The organism is Azospirillum palustre (assembly GCF_002573965.1).
GTDB lineage: Bacteria > Pseudomonadota > Alphaproteobacteria > Azospirillales > Azospirillaceae > Azospirillum > Azospirillum palustre.
On sequence record NZ_PDKW01000043.1, the window covers coordinates 2,313,896 to 2,330,321 of the forward strand.

Annotated in this window: 21 protein-coding genes and 3 tRNA genes; 10 read left to right on the forward strand and 14 right to left on the reverse strand. The window is 66.6% G+C overall.

Going from position 1 to position 16,426, the window contains the following annotated elements; all coding sequences use genetic code 11:
* Nucleotides 1-109 precede the first annotated feature (109 nt).
* From ccoP to ccoN, 4 genes are read right to left on the reverse strand one after another with little or no spacing between them, the layout of a single operon-like run.
* Nucleotides 110-1,000 carry a cytochrome-c oxidase, cbb3-type subunit III gene (gene ccoP / locus CRT60_RS33255; RefSeq protein WP_098740633.1) on the reverse strand — a complete coding sequence of 297 codons (891 nt, stop codon included), beginning with the start codon at nucleotides 998-1,000 and terminating at the stop codon, nucleotides 110-112.
* A 3-nt stretch (nucleotides 1,001-1,003) separates the two neighbouring features.
* Nucleotides 1,004-1,165 carry a cbb3-type cytochrome c oxidase subunit 3 gene (locus tag CRT60_RS33260; RefSeq protein WP_012972963.1) on the reverse strand — a complete coding sequence of 54 codons (162 nt, stop codon included), beginning with the start codon at nucleotides 1,163-1,165 and terminating at the stop codon, nucleotides 1,004-1,006.
* A gap of 15 nt (nucleotides 1,166-1,180) precedes the next feature.
* The gene (gene ccoO, locus CRT60_RS33265; RefSeq protein ID WP_098740634.1) at nucleotides 1,181-1,918 is read right to left on the reverse strand and encodes a cytochrome-c oxidase, cbb3-type subunit II; all 738 of its coding nucleotides are present in this window, start codon (nucleotides 1,916-1,918) and stop codon (nucleotides 1,181-1,183) included.
* A 21-nt stretch (nucleotides 1,919-1,939) separates the two neighbouring features.
* A complete protein-coding gene (gene ccoN / locus CRT60_RS33270; protein WP_098740635.1) occupies nucleotides 1,940-3,436 on the reverse strand; it encodes a cytochrome-c oxidase, cbb3-type subunit I in 1,497 nt (498 codons plus the stop codon).
* A 429-nt stretch (nucleotides 3,437-3,865) separates the two neighbouring features.
* On the opposite strand from ccoN, the gene CRT60_RS33275 reads away from it, so the two are divergent.
* Together CRT60_RS33275 and CRT60_RS33280 are read left to right on the forward strand one after the other, a co-directional pair.
* Nucleotides 3,866-4,240: a hypothetical protein gene (locus CRT60_RS33275; protein WP_244592886.1), complete on the forward strand. Its 375-nt coding sequence runs from the start codon at nucleotides 3,866-3,868 to the stop codon at nucleotides 4,238-4,240.
* 65 nt (nucleotides 4,241-4,305) lie between these two features.
* Nucleotides 4,306-5,517: a class I SAM-dependent rRNA methyltransferase gene (locus tag CRT60_RS33280; protein ID WP_098740637.1), complete on the forward strand. Its 1,212-nt coding sequence runs from the start codon at nucleotides 4,306-4,308 to the stop codon at nucleotides 5,515-5,517.
* A 119-nt stretch (nucleotides 5,518-5,636) separates the two neighbouring features.
* Here CRT60_RS33280 and gluQRS read toward each other — a convergent pair whose 3' ends face one another.
* Together gluQRS and CRT60_RS36580 are read right to left on the reverse strand one after the other, a co-directional pair.
* Nucleotides 5,637-6,482, reverse strand: a complete 846-nt coding sequence (gluQRS, locus tag CRT60_RS33285) for a tRNA glutamyl-Q(34) synthetase GluQRS (protein ID WP_098740638.1) — start codon at nucleotides 6,480-6,482, stop codon at nucleotides 5,637-5,639.
* 43 nt (nucleotides 6,483-6,525) lie between these two features.
* Entirely contained in the window at nucleotides 6,526-6,693 is a 168-nt protein-coding gene (locus tag CRT60_RS36580; protein ID WP_014248815.1) for a hypothetical protein, read from the reverse strand.
* 410 nt (nucleotides 6,694-7,103) lie between these two features.
* On the opposite strand from CRT60_RS36580, the gene CRT60_RS33290 reads away from it, so the two are divergent.
* The gene (locus CRT60_RS33290) at nucleotides 7,104-7,667 is read left to right on the forward strand and encodes an HNH endonuclease (protein WP_098740639.1); all 564 of its coding nucleotides are present in this window, start codon (nucleotides 7,104-7,106) and stop codon (nucleotides 7,665-7,667) included.
* A gap of 85 nt (nucleotides 7,668-7,752) precedes the next feature.
* On the opposite strand, the gene CRT60_RS33295 is transcribed toward CRT60_RS33290, so the two are convergent.
* Both CRT60_RS33295 and CRT60_RS33300 read right to left on the reverse strand, forming a co-directional pair.
* Nucleotides 7,753-8,352 carry a demethoxyubiquinone hydroxylase family protein gene (locus CRT60_RS33295; protein ID WP_425290423.1) on the reverse strand — a complete coding sequence of 200 codons (600 nt, stop codon included), beginning with the start codon at nucleotides 8,350-8,352 and terminating at the stop codon, nucleotides 7,753-7,755.
* Nucleotides 8,349-8,885 (reverse strand): disulfide bond formation protein B, encoded by a 537-nt coding sequence (locus CRT60_RS33300; RefSeq protein ID WP_098740640.1) that lies wholly within the window; start codon nucleotides 8,883-8,885, stop codon nucleotides 8,349-8,351. The genes CRT60_RS33295 and CRT60_RS33300 overlap by 4 nt, the downstream gene beginning before the upstream one ends.
* Nucleotides 8,886-9,136: 251 nt before the next feature.
* Here CRT60_RS33300 and CRT60_RS33305 point away from each other — a divergent pair.
* Nucleotides 9,137-9,221, forward strand: a tRNA-Leu gene (locus CRT60_RS33305).
* 33 nt (nucleotides 9,222-9,254) lie between these two features.
* Here the strand turns inward: CRT60_RS33305 and CRT60_RS33310 are convergent.
* The gene (locus CRT60_RS33310; RefSeq protein ID WP_098740641.1) at nucleotides 9,255-9,608 is read right to left on the reverse strand and encodes a carboxymuconolactone decarboxylase family protein; all 354 of its coding nucleotides are present in this window, start codon (nucleotides 9,606-9,608) and stop codon (nucleotides 9,255-9,257) included.
* 192 nt (nucleotides 9,609-9,800) lie between these two features.
* Between CRT60_RS33310 and CRT60_RS33315 the strand changes: the two genes are divergently transcribed.
* From CRT60_RS33315 to CRT60_RS36335, 3 genes are all read left to right on the forward strand, one after another.
* Complete coding sequence (locus tag CRT60_RS33315; RefSeq protein WP_098740642.1) at nucleotides 9,801-10,184, forward strand: rhodanese-like domain-containing protein; 384 nt, start codon at nucleotides 9,801-9,803, stop codon at nucleotides 10,182-10,184.
* Between the two features lie 84 nt (nucleotides 10,185-10,268).
* Entirely contained in the window at nucleotides 10,269-10,484 is a 216-nt protein-coding gene (locus CRT60_RS33320) for a hypothetical protein (RefSeq protein WP_098740643.1), read from the forward strand.
* 8 nt (nucleotides 10,485-10,492) lie between these two features.
* Nucleotides 10,493-10,666, forward strand: coding sequence for a hypothetical protein (locus CRT60_RS36335; RefSeq protein ID WP_161958143.1), 174 nt, complete (start codon nucleotides 10,493-10,495; stop codon nucleotides 10,664-10,666).
* 81 nt (nucleotides 10,667-10,747) lie between these two features.
* On the opposite strand, the gene CRT60_RS33330 is transcribed toward CRT60_RS36335, so the two are convergent.
* Nucleotides 10,748-10,832, reverse strand: a tRNA-Leu gene (locus CRT60_RS33330).
* Nucleotides 10,833-11,087: 255 nt separating this feature from the next.
* Here CRT60_RS33330 and CRT60_RS36585 point away from each other — a divergent pair.
* A complete protein-coding gene (locus tag CRT60_RS36585) occupies nucleotides 11,088-11,261 on the forward strand; it encodes a hypothetical protein (protein WP_167421852.1) in 174 nt (57 codons plus the stop codon).
* Between the two features lie 32 nt (nucleotides 11,262-11,293).
* Here the strand turns inward: CRT60_RS36585 and CRT60_RS33335 are convergent, their stop codons facing one another.
* A complete protein-coding gene (locus CRT60_RS33335) occupies nucleotides 11,294-11,539 on the reverse strand; it encodes a hypothetical protein (RefSeq protein WP_098740645.1) in 246 nt (81 codons plus the stop codon).
* Nucleotides 11,540-11,657: 118 nt separating this feature from the next.
* Nucleotides 11,658-12,443, reverse strand: a complete 786-nt coding sequence (locus CRT60_RS33340; RefSeq protein ID WP_098740646.1) for a competence/damage-inducible protein A — start codon at nucleotides 12,441-12,443, stop codon at nucleotides 11,658-11,660.
* Nucleotides 12,444-12,509: 66 nt separating this feature from the next.
* Here CRT60_RS33340 and sfsA point away from each other — a divergent pair, with 66 nt between their 5' ends.
* Together sfsA and map are read left to right on the forward strand one after the other, a co-directional pair.
* Nucleotides 12,510-13,247, forward strand: coding sequence for a DNA/RNA nuclease SfsA (gene sfsA, locus CRT60_RS33345; protein ID WP_098741163.1), 738 nt, complete (start codon nucleotides 12,510-12,512; stop codon nucleotides 13,245-13,247).
* Between the two features lie 60 nt (nucleotides 13,248-13,307).
* On the forward strand, nucleotides 13,308-14,117 hold the full coding sequence (gene map / locus CRT60_RS33350; RefSeq protein WP_098740647.1) for a type I methionyl aminopeptidase: 810 nt from the start codon (nucleotides 13,308-13,310) through the stop codon (nucleotides 14,115-14,117).
* A gap of 172 nt (nucleotides 14,118-14,289) precedes the next feature.
* Here the strand turns inward: map and CRT60_RS33355 are convergent.
* Nucleotides 14,290-14,364, reverse strand: a tRNA-Thr gene (locus tag CRT60_RS33355).
* A 103-nt stretch (nucleotides 14,365-14,467) separates the two neighbouring features.
* A complete protein-coding gene (recQ, locus tag CRT60_RS33360) occupies nucleotides 14,468-16,390 on the reverse strand; it encodes a DNA helicase RecQ (RefSeq protein ID WP_098740648.1) in 1,923 nt (640 codons plus the stop codon).
* Nucleotides 16,391-16,426 lie beyond the last annotated feature (36 nt).

A 16,426-nucleotide genomic window follows, 5' to 3' on the forward strand; every position in this document is an offset into this window, starting at 1 on the left:
TAACGAAACCGCCGGCCCGCCCCATGTCCCGCAAAGAAAAAGGCGCCGGGGAGTGACCTCCCCGACGCCCTTTCCGGCCGGTTCCGCAATGGTCCGCCCGGGCTTCGGCTTACTTGCCGCCGCCCAGGTTGTGGACGTAGACGGCCAGCGACTTGATCGTCGCGTCGTCCAGCCGCTTGGACCAGGCCGGCATGACGCCGGCGCGGCCGTTGGTCACCGTCTCGACCAGCGTCTGCTTGTCGCTGCCATAGAGCCAGTTGGCCTGCTTCAGCGGCGGAGCGCCGACACCGTCGACACCGGCGGCAACCGAACCCTGGGCCGCGTCGCCATGGCAGGCGGCGCAGTTCTCGTCATAGACGGCCTTGCCCTTGGCGGCCTTGCCCGCATCGGCGGTCTTGCCGTTCAGCGACAGCACATAGTCCGTGACCTGATCGATCTGGTCGCGGTTGAGGATGCCGTCCTTGCCGAAGGCGGTCATGCCGACGTTCGGCGTGCCGCGGGTGTCGCCGTCATCCGAACGGATGCCGTGCTGGATGGTCTTGTAGATGTCGGCCGAGGAGCCGCCCCACAGCCACACGTCGTCGGCCAGCGTCGGGAAGCCCTTGGCACCCTGGCCGCCGGCGCCGTGGCAGGCGGCGCAGTTCTCGTTGAAGTAGGACCGGCCGCCGGCCATCGCGAAGCCCAGCAGGTCCTTGTCCTTCTGGATTTCGTCGACCGACTTGGCGGCGATGGCGGTCAGGAACTTGGCCTGGCCGGCCTTCGCCTCCGCCATCCTGGTGTCCAGCTCCTCGCGCTGGGAATATCCCAGGATGCCCTTCGTGTAGGTCTTGCCCAGCGGCCAGGCCGGGTAGAACACGTAGTACACCATCGCCCAGGCGATGCAGACGTAGAAGAGATACAGCCACCACTTCGGCAGCGGATTGTTCAGCTCGCGCAGTCCATCCCACTCGTGGCCGGTGGTCTCGACGCCGGACAGCTCGTCCTTGTAATTCTGTGCCATGGTCTAAAGCTCCTGACCATCATCCTTGAGCGGGATCTGGGCGGCGTCGTCGAAGGTGCGGCGGTTGCCGGGCCACATGGCGTAAACCAGGATGCCCGTCAGCAGCAGCATCAACCACACCGTCCAGAAGGACCGAAGCATCACCGTGATCGAATCCAAGTCCATGGATTCCTCCCCCGATTACTGCTGCAGCTGCTTGGACTGGTACTTGGTGAAGTCCACCATGGTGCCCAGCACTTGCAGGTAGGCGACGAGAGCGTCCATTTCGGTGACGGTCTTTTCGCCGGTGAAGTTCGCGACCACGGCCTTCGGGTAGCGCTTCATCAGCCCGGCGGTGTCGCCGTCGGGGTTCTTCTGCGCTTCCAGGTCGGCCTTGGCGTTGGCGATCTGCTCGTCGGTGTAGGGAACGCCGACGATCTTCAGGGTCTTCAGGTGATCGGCGATGTCGCCGTAGCTCAGCGGACGCTCCTTCATCCAGCCGTAGGTCGGCATGATCGACTCCGGAACGACCGCGCGCGGGTTCACCAGATGGGCGACCTGCCAGGCGTTGGAGTATTTGCCGCCGACGCGGGCCAGATCGGGACCGGTGCGCTTGGAGCCCCACTGGAACGGATGGTCGTACATCGACTCCGCCGCCAGCGAGTAGTGGCCATAGCGCTCGACCTCGTCACGGAACGGACGGATCTGCTGGCTGTGGCAGTTGTAGCAGCCTTCGCGCAGGTAGATGTTCTGCCCGGCCAGTTCGAGCGGGGAGTAGGGACGGACCCCCTCCACCTTCTCGATGGTCGATTCGATGGTGAAGAGCGGGACGATCTGAACCAGACCGCCGATCGACACGGTGATCAGCACGAGCACGATCAGCAGAAGGGTGTTCCGCTCGATCAGGTCGTGGCTGAAGCCCTTTTTATCCTGAGCCATTTCTCGCATCCTTCCCTAGCGTCAGGCCGCGCCGACCGTCGCCTTGTGCGGCGTGGTGACATAGGGCTTCTCGATGCGGACATCGCCCTTCGCCGTGCGCCACAGGTTGTAGACCATGATGAGAGCGCCGGTGACGAACAGGACGCCGCCCATCGCGCGGATCACGTAGAACGGGTGCATCGCCGCGACGGTCTCCACGAAGGAGTACTGCAGGAAGCCCAGGTTGTCGTAGGCGCGCCACATCAGGCCCTGCATGATGCCCGACACCCACATGGCGGTGATGTAGAGCACGATGCCGATGGTGGCGGTCCAGAAGTGGTAGCTGACCAGACGCATGCTGTAGAGCTGCGAGCGCTTCCACAGCACCGGCACGAGATAGTAGATCGCGCCGAAGGAGACGAAGGCGACCCAGCCGAGAGCGCCGGAGTGCACGTGGCCGACGGTCCAGTCGGTGTAGTGCGACAGGGCGTTGACCGGCTTGACCGACATCAGCGGGCCTTCGAAGGTCGACATGCCGTAGAAGGCGACCGAGGTGACCAGGAAGCGCAGGACCGGGTCGGTGCGCAGCTTATCCCAGGCGCCCGACAGGGTCATGATGCCGTTGATCATGCCGCCCCAGGACGGCATCCACAGCATGACGGAGAAGGTCATGCCCAGCGTCTGCGCCCAGTCCGGCAGGGAGGTGTAGTGCAGGTGGTGCGGACCGGCCCAGATGTAGAGGAAGATCAGGGTCCAGAAATGGACGATCGACAGGCGGTAGGAATAGACCGGCCGCTCGGCGCGCTTGGGCACGAAGTAGTACATGATGCCCAGGAAGCCGGCGGTCAGGAAGAAGCCGACCGCGTTGTGGCCGTACCACCACTGCACCATGGCGCTCTGCACGCCCGACACGAAGGTGTAGGACTTCATGCCGAACAGCGACACCGGGATGTTGATGTTGTTGCCGATGTGCAGGATCGCGACGGTCAGGATGAACGCCATGAAGAACCAGTTCGCCACATAGATGTGCGACTCGCGCCGCGTCATCACCGTGCCGATGAACTGGACCGCATAGAGCACCCAGGTGACCGTCAGGTACAGGTCGAGGATCCACTCGGGCTCGGCGTATTCCTTGCCCTGGGTGAAGCCCAGCACATAGCTCAGCGCCGCGAGCACGATGAAGACGTTGTAGTTCCAGAAGATGAACTTCGCCAGCCCTTCGCCCCCGAAGAGATACTGACGGCAAGTCCGCTGGACCGAATAAAGCGAAGTGGCGAACAGCACGTTGCCGCCGAACGCGAAAATCACGGCCGAGGTGTGGACGGGGCGCAGGCGCCCGAAACTCGTCCACTCCAGCCCGAGATTCAGCGCCGGGAAAGCCAGCTGCAGAGCGATGAAGGTGCCGGCCAGGAAACCGACCACGCCCCAGAACACTGCAGCGATCACGAAGAGTCGGATGGCGTCCTCATGGTAACGCACGTCTTCCGACACCCGCTGGCTGCCCAGGGTGGCCCCTGAAGTCAGAGTCGCTGATGTCATACAATCTCTCCCGTTTGCCCCGGGCGGCCGCGGAGCCGCGCCTTCTGGGTTGCACCACCACTGGGTACGTACTGTTAAGGAGCGGGACAGGTTGCACTCGGAAATGCCGAAAGGGACGCCGGGCGCGCCTGTCTCCAATGGCGCACACTATGTGCATGGGGGGGGTCAGCAACATTGATCTACGTCAACGACCCTTCCGCCCCGGGGCTGCCATCGTTCAGTGTCCTTGCAATCGGCCGGGCTGAAATGGACGACGGTTTCATCGCTAAACCCCTTGGTCGGCGCCAGATCGACCAGGCCTATCCGCTGGTCTGCGCCATGGCGCCGGGCCTGGGGATCGACCGATGGCGCGCATTTGCCGCAGCGGTTCTGGACAGTGCAACCCTCGAGGGCAGCGGGGAAGGCCGCCCGCCGGCGAGCCGGGGCATCATGACCGTGCAGAACGCGCAAGGGTACCTGCACGGCCTGTTCTCCTACACGGCCGAACCGCATCTGCTGCACGGGCGGACGCTGTGCGTCGACAACTTCGTCGTGCTCGACCTGTTCGACGTCGCCGGCGTGGCGGAGGCCCTGCTGCGGGCGATGGAGGGGCTGGCCCGGCGGCTGGGCTGCGCCGCCATCCATACCACCCTGCCCGACCGTTTCGCCCGGCCCGAGTCCCTTGAGGGCCCCCGCCGCGACCCGATCCCCGACTGCTTCCGCACCGAAGGGCACCGGCGGGAGACGATCCGCTTCTGCAAGGATCTGGCGGTGGTCAACGACAATGCCGTGACGCCGGCGGAGGGACGGCGCGACGCGGAATAGGCGAAGACGGCGGGACGGACAGGCGGCCATTGCGCGCCGCCGATTTGCCGCTAGGATGCGGGCCCATGAGCGACACCGGCACCAAACCCGTCAAGAAATACCCGGCGATCCATTTGCAGTCCGGCCGCCAGCGGCGCGTCATGCATGGACATCCCTGGGTCTATTCCAACGAAGTCCAGATGGACACCACCGCCAAGGCGGTGCCGCCCGGCAGCCCGGTGCGGCTTCTGGACCCCGGCGGGACGCCGCTGGGCATCTACACCTTCAACCCGCACACGCTGATCGCCGCCCGGCTGCTGTCGAGCGACCCGGCGACCGTGGTGGACCAGGCCTTCATCGCCGACCGGCTGCGCCGCGCGGTCGAACTGCGCGACCGGCTGTTCAGCCGTCCCTTCTACCGCGTCGTCCATGCCGAGGCCGACGGGCTGCCCGGGCTGATCGTCGACCGCTTCGACGATGTGGTGACGGTGCAGGCCAATTCCGTCTTCATGGACCGCCGGATCGACGAGATCCTGGCCGCCATCGACGAGGTGATGGCGCCGCGTGCGGTCATCCTGCGCAACGACGGCAGCCAGCGCGCGCTGGAGGGGCTGGCGGAGGAGACCCGGCTGGCCAAGGGCGAGATCGACGGCTCGATCCGCCTCGAAGAGAACGGCGCCACCTTCTTCGCCAACCCGCTGGACGGCCAGAAGACCGGCTGGTTCTACGACCAGCGCGACAACCGCGCCTTCATCGCCTCGCTGGCCAAGGGCGGCCGGGCCATCGACTTCTACAGCTACAATGGCGGCTTCGGCATCCAGTGCGCGGTGGCCGGCGCCACCCAGGTCATCGCGGTCGACCGCTCCGCCCTGGCTCTGGAGAACGCCACCCGCGCCGCCGAGGCGAACGGCGTCGCCGACCGCTTCGAGGCGCGCAAGGCCGACGCCTTCCAGGAAATGGAGCGGCTGGGCACGGCCGGCGAGACCTTCCAGGTGGTGGTCGCCGATCCGCCGGCCTTCGTGAAGTCGAAGAAGGATCTGGCGGTCGGCAGCCGCGCCTACCGCAAGATGGCGCGTCTGGCGGCGAAGATCACCGCCCCCGGTGGCTATCTGCTCTGCGGGTCGTGCAGCCACAATGTCGATCCGCCGACCTTCGCCGAACTGGTCGCCCGCGGTCTGACCGACGCCGGCCGCACCGGCCGCATCCTGCGCAGCGCCGGCGCCGGGCCGGACCATCCGGTCCACCCGCACCTGCCCGAGTCGGCCTATCTGAAGGCGATCGTGCTGCAACTGGATTGAGTGCAGCCGGCCTGAGCATCCGGGGCTGAGGGGCGGACGTACACAAGGAGGTACGCCCCCCGTACGCCCCCAGCCCCGGCCCGGCGGCGGCACGTACGCCTGCTGACCGGACCCTATCCCTATCCTGCAAATCCCGCCATCGCCCGCACCTCGGCCGGGCTGCGGCCTTCGTCCCGCAGCGAACGCAGGGACTGGGCGCGGTCGCGCTTTGCCAGCCGCTCGCCCGCCGCGTTCCGCAGCAGGCCGTGATGGTGGTAATCGGGAGGATCGTAGCCCAGCAGAGCCTGCAACAGCCGGTGCAGGTGGGTGGCGAAGAACAGATCCTCGCCGCGGGTGACCAGAGTCACGCCCTGGAGATGATCGTCGACCGTGACGCTGAGGTGATAGCTGGTCGGCGTGTCCTTGCGCGCCAGCACCACGTCGCCCAGGAGATCCGGCGTCGCCTGTTGCCAGCCCTGCGCCCGGTCGTGCCAGCGCAACGGCCCGGTCAGCCGGCAGGCGGCCTCCACGTCGAGTCGCAGCGCCCAGGCGTCGCCCCGCCCGATCCGTTCGGCACGCTCCTCGGCTGAGCGATGGCGGCAGGTACCGGGATAGAGCGGCCCGTCGGGACCGTGGGGAGCCGCACCGGCCCGCGCGATCTCGGCGGCGATGTCCTTGCGGGTGCAGAAACAGGGATAGAGCACGCCCAGCGACTCGAGCCGGGCCAGTACGGCGCGGAAATCGTCGAAATGGTCGGACTGGCGGCGGATCGGACCGTCCCAGTCGAGGCCGAGCCACGCCAGATCCTCGATCAGGTCGCGCTCATACTCCGGACGGCAGCGGTTGGGGTCGATGTCCTCGATCCGCAACAGGAAGCGGCCGGCGGCACTGCGGGCTGTGGTCCAGCCGAACAGCGCGGAATGGGCATGGCCCAGATGCAGATGCCCGGTTGGGCTGGGGGCGAAGCGGGTGACGAGATCGCTCATTCCCGCTTTATAACGGCTGGCACGCGTTGGATGTAAGGGCAGATCAGATATAAGGATTGTCGCGGATCGGCTCGACCGGGATCTCTTCGCCTTCCAGATAGAGCGCCAGACGGCGGCGCAGCTCGCGGTCGAACGCATCGATGCGGATCTGGCGCTCACGCTCCTCGCGTTCACGGCGCTTCTGGGCGAGGTCGATGATGACGGCGGTCATGGCGGACTTTCCTCGGGGTCGCTTCCGGCCGGTTCGGACCGGCGGGATCGGCTTGGATCAACGAGGTCCACCTTCGCGCCGTCATGGTTAACGAGGGGTAAGCACGCAAGGCGGGCGCGACTGTTTTTTGCCGATGTCACAGCCGCCGCGGGTGGTGCCGCTTGACCGCCTCCCCCCGCTCCCGGCTTGCCCACAGCGCGAAAAAGGTTACACAACGGTGAAGAAATTCAGACGCACCGGGTCAAGATGTTGAGTCCCGGCCGCCGATCCACTATGTATCTGGTTGTCCCGGAGGACGATTCGGCCGCCGGGGCACAGCAGACACGACCCCGCGCACGGTGCCGCAGCAGTGTCGCGTGCCGGGATCCAGACACGGTCTCAGACAACGGTTACAGACAAGGGAGTGGCCATTGGCTCCACCACCCGATCACTGTCCGGCTCTGGTGCTGAACGCGGATTTCCGCCCGCTCAGTTACTTCCCCTTGTCGCTATGGTCCTGGCAGGAAGCGGTCAAGGCGGTCTTTCTGGAACGGGTCAACATCGTATCGCACTATGACCGGGTCGTCAGATCCCCCAGTTTCGAAGTCCGATTGCCCAGCGTCATCTCGCTGAAAGAGTTCATCCCGGCTTCACGCCGCCCGGCCTTCACCCGCTTCAACGTCTTTCTGCGCGACCGTTTCACCTGCCAGTATTGCGGCCGCCCCTTCCCCACCCACGACTTGACCTTCGACCATGTGATTCCGCGGTCCCGCGGCGGTCGGACGACGTGGGAAAACGTCATCACATCCTGTTCGGCCTGCAATCTGGCGAAGGGCGACCGCCTTCCCCACGTCTGCGGCATGATCCCCCTCAGTCCACCCTTCCAGCCCAGTGCCTACGAGCTGCAAGAGAACGGACGCGCCTTCCCGCCAAACTTCCTTCATGAAAGTTGGCGGGATTTTCTTTATTGGGACTCGGAACTGGACCCGATGTAGGGCTGGCGCCGCGGTGTCAACGGATGGGGGCCACCGCCGGCCCCTGCATCCGCCCCATCACACCCGCCCAATCGTACCCGCCCCGTCACACCCGTTCCGCCACCCAGATCACCGCCCGGGTGCCGGCCTTGATCGCCGCCGACAGCAGGGGATAGCCCGCCGCGCGCTCCGCCTCGTTCTGCAAGCCGATGTTGCGGTGCTCGACCTCTTCCGCCTGGAATTTGCGGATGCTGTCGGACAGCTCCTGCTCTTCCTCGCCGAGATGAGGCAGCTGCGCCTCGTAATGCTCCTCGATCACCTCTTCGACGGCGACGGTGCAGGCCATCGCCGCCCGTTCGCCGAGGATCGCGGTGCCGGCGCCCAGCAGGAAGCCGGTGACGTGCCACAGGGGTTGCAGCAGGGTCGGCCGCACCCGGCGCCGGTTCAGCTGCTTTTCGAAATATTCGAGATGGACCAGCTCCTGCTCGGCCATGTGGCGCAGGGTCTTGCCGTGGCGGCCCTTGCCCATGACGGCGATCTGGCCTTCATAGATGCGCTTGGCGCCATATTCGCCGGCATGATCGACGCGGACGATGCGGGCCAGCCGGTCGCGCCGCGGCAGGTCGCCGGGCAATGCGCCGGGCAGCGTGCCGTGACGGGGGGCGCCGTGACGGGAACTGGCGGTGGGAGACGTCGTTTCACTCACAATGCGGTCCTCGACACCGGGGTGCGGGTGTAGGCGATGCGTGCCGCGGCGAAGGCGTAGGCCGCCAGCGCCAGCGAGATCGCCACGTTGTAGCCCGCCATGGAGATCCCGAACAGCGACCACGCCACTTCGTCACAGCGGGTGACCGGGGCGGCCAGCACCTGGGCGCGCAGCGCCTCCAGCGAATTGGCCGCGGCCGAGCCGCCGCAGGACGAGGTGCCGGCCCACCAATGCTGCTCCACCCCGACATGATAGGCGGCGATGCCGGCACCGGCCAGCAGGGCCAGCCCGCTTGCCACCAGCAGCGCGTCGCCCAGCCCCTTCCAGCGGCGGAACAGCCAGGTCACCAGCCCCAGCACCATCACCGCCACATAGGGCCAGCGCTGCATGATGCACAGCACGCAGGGTTGGTAGTTCAGCACGAACTGGAAGAACAGGGCCGACAGCAGCACCCCGGCACTGGCCAATGCCAGCAGCAGGGCGGCGATGCGGGGATCTTCGAAGGCACGGGAGAGGAAGGGCTTGGTCGTCATGGCCGACAAGGTAGCGCGTGCGAGGCCGTTCGGCCAGCCGTCCGCAACGCCCACGTCACGCCTGCGACGGCATGACAGGGCGGCGGCATCGGCAGGGAATAAGCGGCACCGCGGCTGCGTCGCCGCAGGCTGGGGCTGGTGCGGAGAGCGAGGCTGCCCGGGCCCGAGACAGCGAACCGGGACAGCGGACCGGGACGCCCGTTCTTTTGCACTTTCCGTTTCCCGGCTGTTGCGCTAGAAGAGGCGTCGCTGCGGGCGTGGTGAAATTGGTAGACGCGCCGGACTCAAAATCCGGTTCCGCAAGGAGTGTCGGTTCGAGTCCGACCGCCCGCACCACCCGATCCTCCTCTTATGGGATCGCGGTTCCGGTCAGCCGGCCGCCTTTTCGGTGAACTGGTCGAATGCTTCGACCGCCTGGGCGGCATACATCACCGACGGCCCGGCGCCCATATAGACCGCCATCCCCATCGTCTCCATCACCTCGTCTCGGGTCGCCCCCTGCTTCATCGCCGCTTCGGCATGAAAGGCGACGCAGCCGTCGCAACGGATCGCCACCGCAATGGCGAGCGCGATCAGCTCCTTGGTCTTGGTGTCCAGCGCATTTGCCTTGAGCGCCGCCTGGGCCATCCCGGAAAAGGCCTTCATGACCTCCGGGGCACCGCCGCGCAGTTCGCGGATGGCGCCGGACAACTCACCGGTCATCTGCGGCCAGTTCTTGTGCATGGGTCATCTCCTGCTATCGAAAGGGCGCGCACCGGACTGCCGGGTCGCCGCCCGGCCGGAACCGCCCTGGCGGAAAGAAGGCTGCGGGCGGCATCGCCCCATTGACTTAACATTAGTATATACTAATTTATTGGTCAAGGCCAGTCCGATGCCGGCGCCCGCTCCGCAATCCCCTTTCAAGGATCGACTCCGATGTTCCTCTGCTCCCTGATGCGACGCCTGTTCCCGACAGCGCAGCCCGACACGCAGGGCGGCTCCGACCGGATCCTGCAGGTCGATCCGCAGACCGCCATTCACTGGCAGGCCAGGGGCGAGGCGGTGATCGTCGATGTCCGCGAACCGCATGAGCACGCCGCCGGCCACATCCCCGGCGCCATCCTGAACCCGCTGTCACAGTTCGACCCGTCGCGCGTCCCGGCCGAGCCCGGCAAGCATCTGGTCTTCCATTGCCAGGGAGGCATGCGCTGCGGTCCCGCGGCCGAACGGATGATGGCAGCGGGCCATACCGGCACCATCAACCGTCTGCGCGGCGGCTTTTCCGCCTGGGCCAATGCCGGCGGCCCGGTGGAACGCTGACGGGTCCCGTCAAAGCCGCTGGCCTGCGCGTCACGGTGGACGTATGTGTCTGACCGTCACAGGCAGACAAGCACGGACCGTCGAATGAAGCCCGCCCCCTCCCCGGCCCCCTCCCCAATCCTCGTCGAAGAAACCGGACCGCAGAGCTTCGCTCTCACCGTGACGTTCGACAGCCAGCGGTTCGAGTGCGGCAGATACATCAGCCGCGCCGCGGCGATGCAAGCCGGCCGGTTGTTCCTTCAACGCAAGGAGGGGGAAGCGGCCAACGGCCGGACAAAACGAAAGCCGGGCAGGAAGTGACGCCCGACATGCCGCCGGATGACGACCGCGCCCGCCTCGCCGCCAATGTCGGCGCGGCCATCGCCATCATGATCGTCCTTGCTCTGGGATACTGGCTGATGGGCGCCTTGATGCATCAGTCCAACACTGAGGACTGTCTGCTGGCCCATCGGCGCAGCTGCGGCACGGTCGAGGTTCGGTGAGGCTTCCGCCCACCGGCCCGAAGCCGTTGCCGTATCGCCGCCAGCCAGCGGCAGGACTGAAATTTCACAGCATAGTCAATATGGTGCGGGCGGCGGGACTCGAACCCGCATACCTTACGGCGAGGGATTTTAAGTCCCTTGCGTCTACCGGTTTCGCCACGCCCGCGCCCCGGACTCTGCCATTGCAAGCCGATGCTGGCGCACCGGACCAACGAAGGCAAAGCTCATGTCCACGAAGCGGTCCCGCGTTGCCCGCGGAGATTGCATACTAGGATATGCAACGCACCGTTCCGTGGTCATGACTTAGACAATCGCGGGGCCGCGGGTCAAGGGGCCTTCGCAAAACCGCAGGCATTCCCATATCGAAGGATGCGCAACTGGGGGCCGGGTCAGGTCAGATCGGGGACAGGAAGGAGACGGCGTGAGCGAGACGCAATGGATGTCGCTGGTGGCGCTGCTGATGGTCGCGGTTCTCGTGGTACCGGCAGCCCTTCGCCGCAACCGTGGGGTGGTGCTGCGCAACGCGGCGCTGTGGCTGGCGCTGATCGTCGCCCTTGTCTGGATCTACGACCGCTTCGGACCGTTCGGCAACTGAAGGCAACCCTGCCGCGGTGTCATGCCGCGGCGTTAGGGGCGGGTGTCCTCGTTCATCGTCATGATGCCGATTCCCATCGACACGCTGCCGAAGGTCAGCATCAGCCCGGCATAGAGCATCACCGTGGCGGTGATGCCATATTCGCTGCTGCCGATCAGGGTCGCCAGCTTGGCGACGTCGAACCACAACAGCCCGCTTGCCAGCACCACGGCGCCGACGATGCCGGCGAACAGGTGGCGGAGAAGAAACAGCAGCGCTGATTTCTCGAAGCTCTTCATGGCGGGGCTCCCGCGGCGGGCAAGACGGAGATGACAGAAAGTTAATGTAGGACCGGATCGGTCCGCGGCAATCGATCCGCCGACATATCCCTCGTCAGAGCGGCCGTCATACCCACCACTATCCTTTCGTACCGACCGTCACGGTGGGCGTGCCGCCAAGACCGCGGATGATCTCCACCAGCTCATCGGCCGCGCCCGTCACCTCCGCCTCGTCGGTGCCGCGCAGCAGCAGGCTGACGCCGAAGAAGCCGTTGCGGAAGTAAGGATAGCTGCCGATCTCCAACGCCGGATGGCGGTCCTGCAAGGCCGACAGCTCGGCGGCGATCACCCCCTCGCCCAGTTCGCAGGCCACCGTGCGGGCATGCAGGGCCGGCCCGCCGGCCAGCCGCGGCAGGATGCCGTCCAGCATCGCCCGCATGATGTTGGGCACGCCGGCCATGACGAAGACATTGCCGATCTGGAAGCCCGGCGCCTGGCTGATCGGGTTGTCGATCAGGATGCCGCCGGCCGGGACGTTGGCCATGCGCAGCCGCGCCTCGTTCAGCTGGCCGGCGGCGTAATGGCGCTCAAGCCGGGCCACGGCCTCCGGATTGCGCTCCAGCGCCACGCCGAACGCCTTGGCGACACAGGCGGCGGTGATGTCGTCGTGGGTCGGACCGATGCCGCCGGTGGTGAAGACATAGGTGTAGCGGGCGCGCAGGGCGTTGACCGCGGCGACGACCTCGTCCTCCACGTCCGGCACCACGCGGGCCTCGCGCAGCCGCACGCCGATCTCCGTCAGCTTCTCGGCGATATGCCCCAGGTTGGCGTCCTTGGTGCGGCCCGACAGGATCTCGTTGCCGATCACCAGCACGGCGGCGGTCGGGTTGGCTCCAGTCTCGTTTGCAGCAGCTTCGGACGTCATCTGGCGGGGATCTCCATCGGAACGCACTTGTCGGGCGGGAAGGCCAAGGGTAGCGTCGCCGCCAAGATGCGCTTTCCCACCCCCCTTCTTCAAGGCCGCCTGATCCGCCGCTACAAGCGGTTCCTTGCCGACGTCCTGCTGGACGGGGTGGAGGTGACGGTGCATGTCCCCAATTCCGGCAGCATGATCGGGCTGGACATCCCGGGCTCCGCCGTCTGGCTGTCGCGCTCCGACAACCCCAAGCGCAAGCTGGCCCACACGCTGGAACTTGTGGAGGCCGCCGCCCCCTGGGGCGAGGGGCTGGTCGGCGTCAACACCGGCCATCCCAACGCCCTGGTCGCCGCCGCGATCTCCGCCGGCACCATCCCGGAACTGGCCGGTTACGACCGGCTGCGGCGCGAGGTGAAATACGGCCGCAACAGCCGCATCGACGTGCTGCTGGAGGACGATCCAGCCAAGCCGGGAGCCCGGCCACCCGCCTATGTCGAGGTCAAGAACGTCCATCTGCGCCGCCCCGACGGCCCGCATGGCGACGCCGCCGAGTTTCCGGACTGCGTGACCGCCCGCGGCGCCAAGCATCTGGAGGAGATGACGGCGATGGTGGCGCAGGGCTGCCGCGCGGTCATGCTCTACCTTGTCCAGCGCGGCGATTGTTCCCATTTCCGCACGGCGGCCGATCTCGATCCGGCCTATCATGACGGACTGCGCCGCGCGTTGGATTCTGGGGTGGAGGCGCTGTGTTGGTCTTGCGCGATCACCCCCGAATCGATTGAATTGGACCGGCCGTTGCCGATCCGGCTCTAGGGTCGCGGCAGCAGGCCTTCGGCATCCGGCTTTTGGTTACCTGGCATAGGGGCTTTCGTCTTGGAACAGGATCACGTCGAATCCAACCGCGTCCGCCTTCATGGTCCGGAGGGATTCGAAGGCATGCGCAAGGCCGGTCGTCTGGCCGCGCTGGCACTGGACTACATCGTCCCCTATGTGCAGCCCGGCGTCACCACCGGCGAGCTCGACCGCCTGCTGGAGCAGTTCATCCGCGACCATGGCGGCATCCCCGCCCCGCTGGGCTATCGCGGTTTTCCGCGCGCCAACTGCATCTCGGTCAACCATGTCGTCTGCCACGGCATTCCCGGCGACAAGCGTCTGGTCGACGGCGACATCCTGAACATCGACGTCACGCCGATCGTCGACGGCTGGTACGGCGACAGCAGCCGCATGTATCTGTGCGGCGACGTCGGCGTGAAGGCGCGCAAGCTGGTGGACGTCACCTATGACGCGCTGATGATCGGCATCGCCGCGGTGAAGCCGGGCGCCACGCTGGGCGACATCGGCCACGCCATCCAGACCTTCGCGGAGTCCCACCGCTTCTCGGTGGTGCGCGACTTCTGCGGCCACGGCGTCGGCCGCGTCTTCCACGAGCCGCCGTCGGTCCTGCATTACGGCAAGCCCGGCGAAGGCTTGGTCCTGCGGGAAGGCATGATTTTCACCATCGAGCCGATGATCAACACCGGCCGCCCCGACGTGAAGATCCTGGGCGACGGCTGGACCGCCGTGACGAAGGACAAGTCGCTGTCCGCCCAGTTCGAGCATTCCATCGGCGTGACGGCGGACGGTGCGGAGATCTTCACCCTGTCGCCGGCCGGCTACACGAAGCCGCCTTACCCGGTGGAGTGAGGGCGAAGGGTTTTGTGGGATGAGGGACGGGCGCCGTGTCGGGAGATGCGGCGCCCGAGTTGTTTGCGGCGACCGCCAAGCACTCGATTGACCAGCGCCATAACGGAGAGCCGCGCAACACCCCAGAAACGATCAAGGGCCCGGCAGTTGCTTGCCGAGCCCTTGAAGAAACTGGTGCCGCAACAGGGATTTGAACCCCGGACCTACTGATTACGAATCAGTTGCTCTACCCCTGAGCTACTGCGGCGTCGTTGTGGCGCGGAACATAGCGAGGTGCTTGCCGGGATGCAAGCGGTGAATTTCGGAAAAATCGGCCGCCCGTCCTCAAACCTGCCATGCGCCCGAAAGCCTTACCCGTGCTGCCGGATCACCTCCAGGAAGGCGTCGGCGTAGCGTTCCAGCTTGCGCCCGCCGACCCCCGGCAGATGGGCGAAGGTGGCGTGGTCGCGGGGGCGCTGGGCCACCATCTCCAACAGCGTACTGTCGTGGAAGATCACATAGGGCGGCACGCTTTGCGCCTTGGCCAGAGCCGTCCGGCAGTCCTTCAACGCATGCCACAGCGCGTCGTCCGCCGCCGACAGCGCTCCGCGGGCGCCGGAGCGCGACACGCCTTCCCCGCTCCCGCCGACCGATCCGCCCCGCGCGCTGTGGCGGCGCAGAGCGTCGTGGACGCCGCGCCGGCGCTCCAGCACCGGGTCCTTGCGCAGCTTCACCACCCGCTGCCCCTTGATGACGGCGACCCCGGCATCGGTCAGGCGGAAGCCGCCGTAACCTTCCAGATCGACGGTCAGCAGGCCGGTCGCCACCAGCTGGCGGTAGACCGACTGCCATTCGACCTTGGTCAGATCCTTGCCGACGCCGAAGGTCTTCAGCTGGTCATGGCTCTGCTGCACCACCTTCTCGGTGGCGTTGCCGACCAGCACGTCGATCAGGTGGCCGGCGCCATAGCGCTGCCCGGTGCGGTAGACCGCCGACAAAGCCTTCTGCGCGGCGATGGTGCCGTCCCAGGTCTCGACCGGGTCCAGGCAGGTGTCGCAGTTGCCGCAGGGCTGCGGCAGCGTCTCGTTGAAATAGTTCAGCAGCACCTGACGGCGGCAGTCCGACGTCTCGCAGAAGCCCAGCAGGGCCTCCAGCTTGCCGCGCTCCACCCGGCGGTGGCTGTCGCCCGCCTCCGACTGCTCCAGCATCTGGCGCAGCATCACCACGTCGGCCATGCCGTAGGCCATCCAGGCGTTGGCGGGCAGCCCGTCGCGGCCGGCGCGGCCGGTCTCCTGGTAATAGGCTTCCAGGCTCTTGGGCGGGTCGAGGTGGCAGACGAAACGGACGTTCGGCTTGTCGATGCCCATGCCGAAGGCGACCGTCGCCACCATCACCAGACCCTCGCTCTTGATGAAGCGGTCCTGGTTGGCCTCGCGCGTCTCGGCCGGCAGCCCGGCATGGTAGGGCAGAGCCTCGCGGCCCTGTTGGTTCAGCCAGGCCGCGACCTCCTCCACCTTGTTGCGCGACATGCAATAGACGATGCCGGCGTCTTCCGGATGGTTGTCGCGCAGGAAGGCCAGCATCTGCTGGCGCTCGCTCTTCTTCGGCACCACGCGGTAGGTGATGTTGGGGCGGTCGAAGCTGGACAGGAAGACGCGGGCGTCGGTCAGCCCAAGCTTGTCCTTGATCTCGGCGCGGGTCTGCACGTCGGCGGTGGCGGTCAGCGCGATGCGCGGCACCGCCGGGTGGCGTTCGTGCAGGATCGACAGCTGCAGATATTCGGGCCGGAAATCGTGCCCCCACTGCGACACGCAATGCGCCTCGTCCAGCGCAAACAGCGCCAGCCGGGTGCGGTCGAGCAGGTCGAGGAAGCGCGGCGTCACCAGCCGTTCGGGGGCGACATAGACGAGGTCGATCTCGCCCTGCACCATCGCCCGCTCCACCTCCCGCGCCTCGGCCGGGCCGAGGGAGGAGTTGAGGAAGGCGGCGCGCACGCCGAGTTCCCGCAAGGCGGTCACCTGATCGCGCATCAGGGCGATCAGCGGCGAGACCACCACCGTCACGCCGTCGCGCACCAGGGCCGGGATCTGATAGCACAGCGACTTGCCGCCGCCGGTCGGCATCAGCACCAGCGCGTCGCCGCCGCGCACCACATGGTCGATGATGTCGGCCTGCTGGCCGCGGAAGGAGTCGTAGCCGAACACCGTCCGCAGCGCGTCGAGCGCCGTGGCCGGCCGTTGACCGGAGGCATCGTCCGACGCACCCGGGTTGCTGTAGGAAAACAACGAATCCACGCCGATGCGGTTCAGGAAAGTGGTGCCGGAGATCCG

Excerpts from the sequence above, each read along its gene's own strand:
- CRT60_RS36335 (WP_161958143.1), top strand. The coding sequence starts at position 10,493 with ATGCCGCCGGATGACGACCGCGCCCGCCTCGCCGCCAATGTCGGCGCG.
- CRT60_RS33280 (WP_098740637.1), top strand. The coding sequence starts at position 4,306 with ATGAGCGACACCGGCACCAAACCCGTCAAGAAATACCCGGCGATCCAT.
- CRT60_RS33300 (WP_098740640.1), bottom strand. The coding sequence starts at position 8,885 with ATGACGACCAAGCCCTTCCTCTCCCGTGCCTTCGAAGATCCCCGCATC.
- CRT60_RS33320 (WP_098740643.1), top strand. The coding sequence starts at position 10,269 with ATGAAGCCCGCCCCCTCCCCGGCCCCCTCCCCAATCCTCGTCGAAGAA.
- ccoP (WP_098740633.1), bottom strand. The coding sequence starts at position 1,000 with ATGGCACAGAATTACAAGGACGAGCTGTCCGGCGTCGAGACCACCGGC.
- CRT60_RS33310 (WP_098740641.1), bottom strand. The coding sequence starts at position 9,608 with ATGCACAAGAACTGGCCGCAGATGACCGGTGAGTTGTCCGGCGCCATC.
- CRT60_RS36580 (WP_014248815.1), bottom strand. The coding sequence starts at position 6,693 with ATGACCGCCGTCATCATCGACCTCGCCCAGAAGCGCCGTGAACGCGAG.
- ccoN (WP_098740635.1), bottom strand. The coding sequence starts at position 3,436 with ATGACATCAGCGACTCTGACTTCAGGGGCCACCCTGGGCAGCCAGCGG.
- CRT60_RS33260 (WP_012972963.1), bottom strand. The coding sequence starts at position 1,165 with ATGGACTTGGATTCGATCACGGTGATGCTTCGGTCCTTCTGGACGGTG.
- CRT60_RS33275 (WP_244592886.1), top strand. The coding sequence starts at position 3,866 with ATGACCGTGCAGAACGCGCAAGGGTACCTGCACGGCCTGTTCTCCTAC.
- CRT60_RS33340 (WP_098740646.1), bottom strand. The coding sequence starts at position 12,443 with ATGACGTCCGAAGCTGCTGCAAACGAGACTGGAGCCAACCCGACCGCC.
- ccoO (WP_098740634.1), bottom strand. The coding sequence starts at position 1,918 with ATGGCTCAGGATAAAAAGGGCTTCAGCCACGACCTGATCGAGCGGAAC.
- sfsA (WP_098741163.1), top strand. The coding sequence starts at position 12,510 with ATGCGCTTTCCCACCCCCCTTCTTCAAGGCCGCCTGATCCGCCGCTAC.
- CRT60_RS33315 (WP_098740642.1), top strand. The coding sequence starts at position 9,801 with ATGTTCCTCTGCTCCCTGATGCGACGCCTGTTCCCGACAGCGCAGCCC.
- gluQRS (WP_098740638.1), bottom strand. The coding sequence starts at position 6,482 with ATGAGCGATCTCGTCACCCGCTTCGCCCCCAGCCCAACCGGGCATCTG.
- CRT60_RS33335 (WP_098740645.1), bottom strand. The coding sequence starts at position 11,539 with ATGAAGAGCTTCGAGAAATCAGCGCTGCTGTTTCTTCTCCGCCACCTG.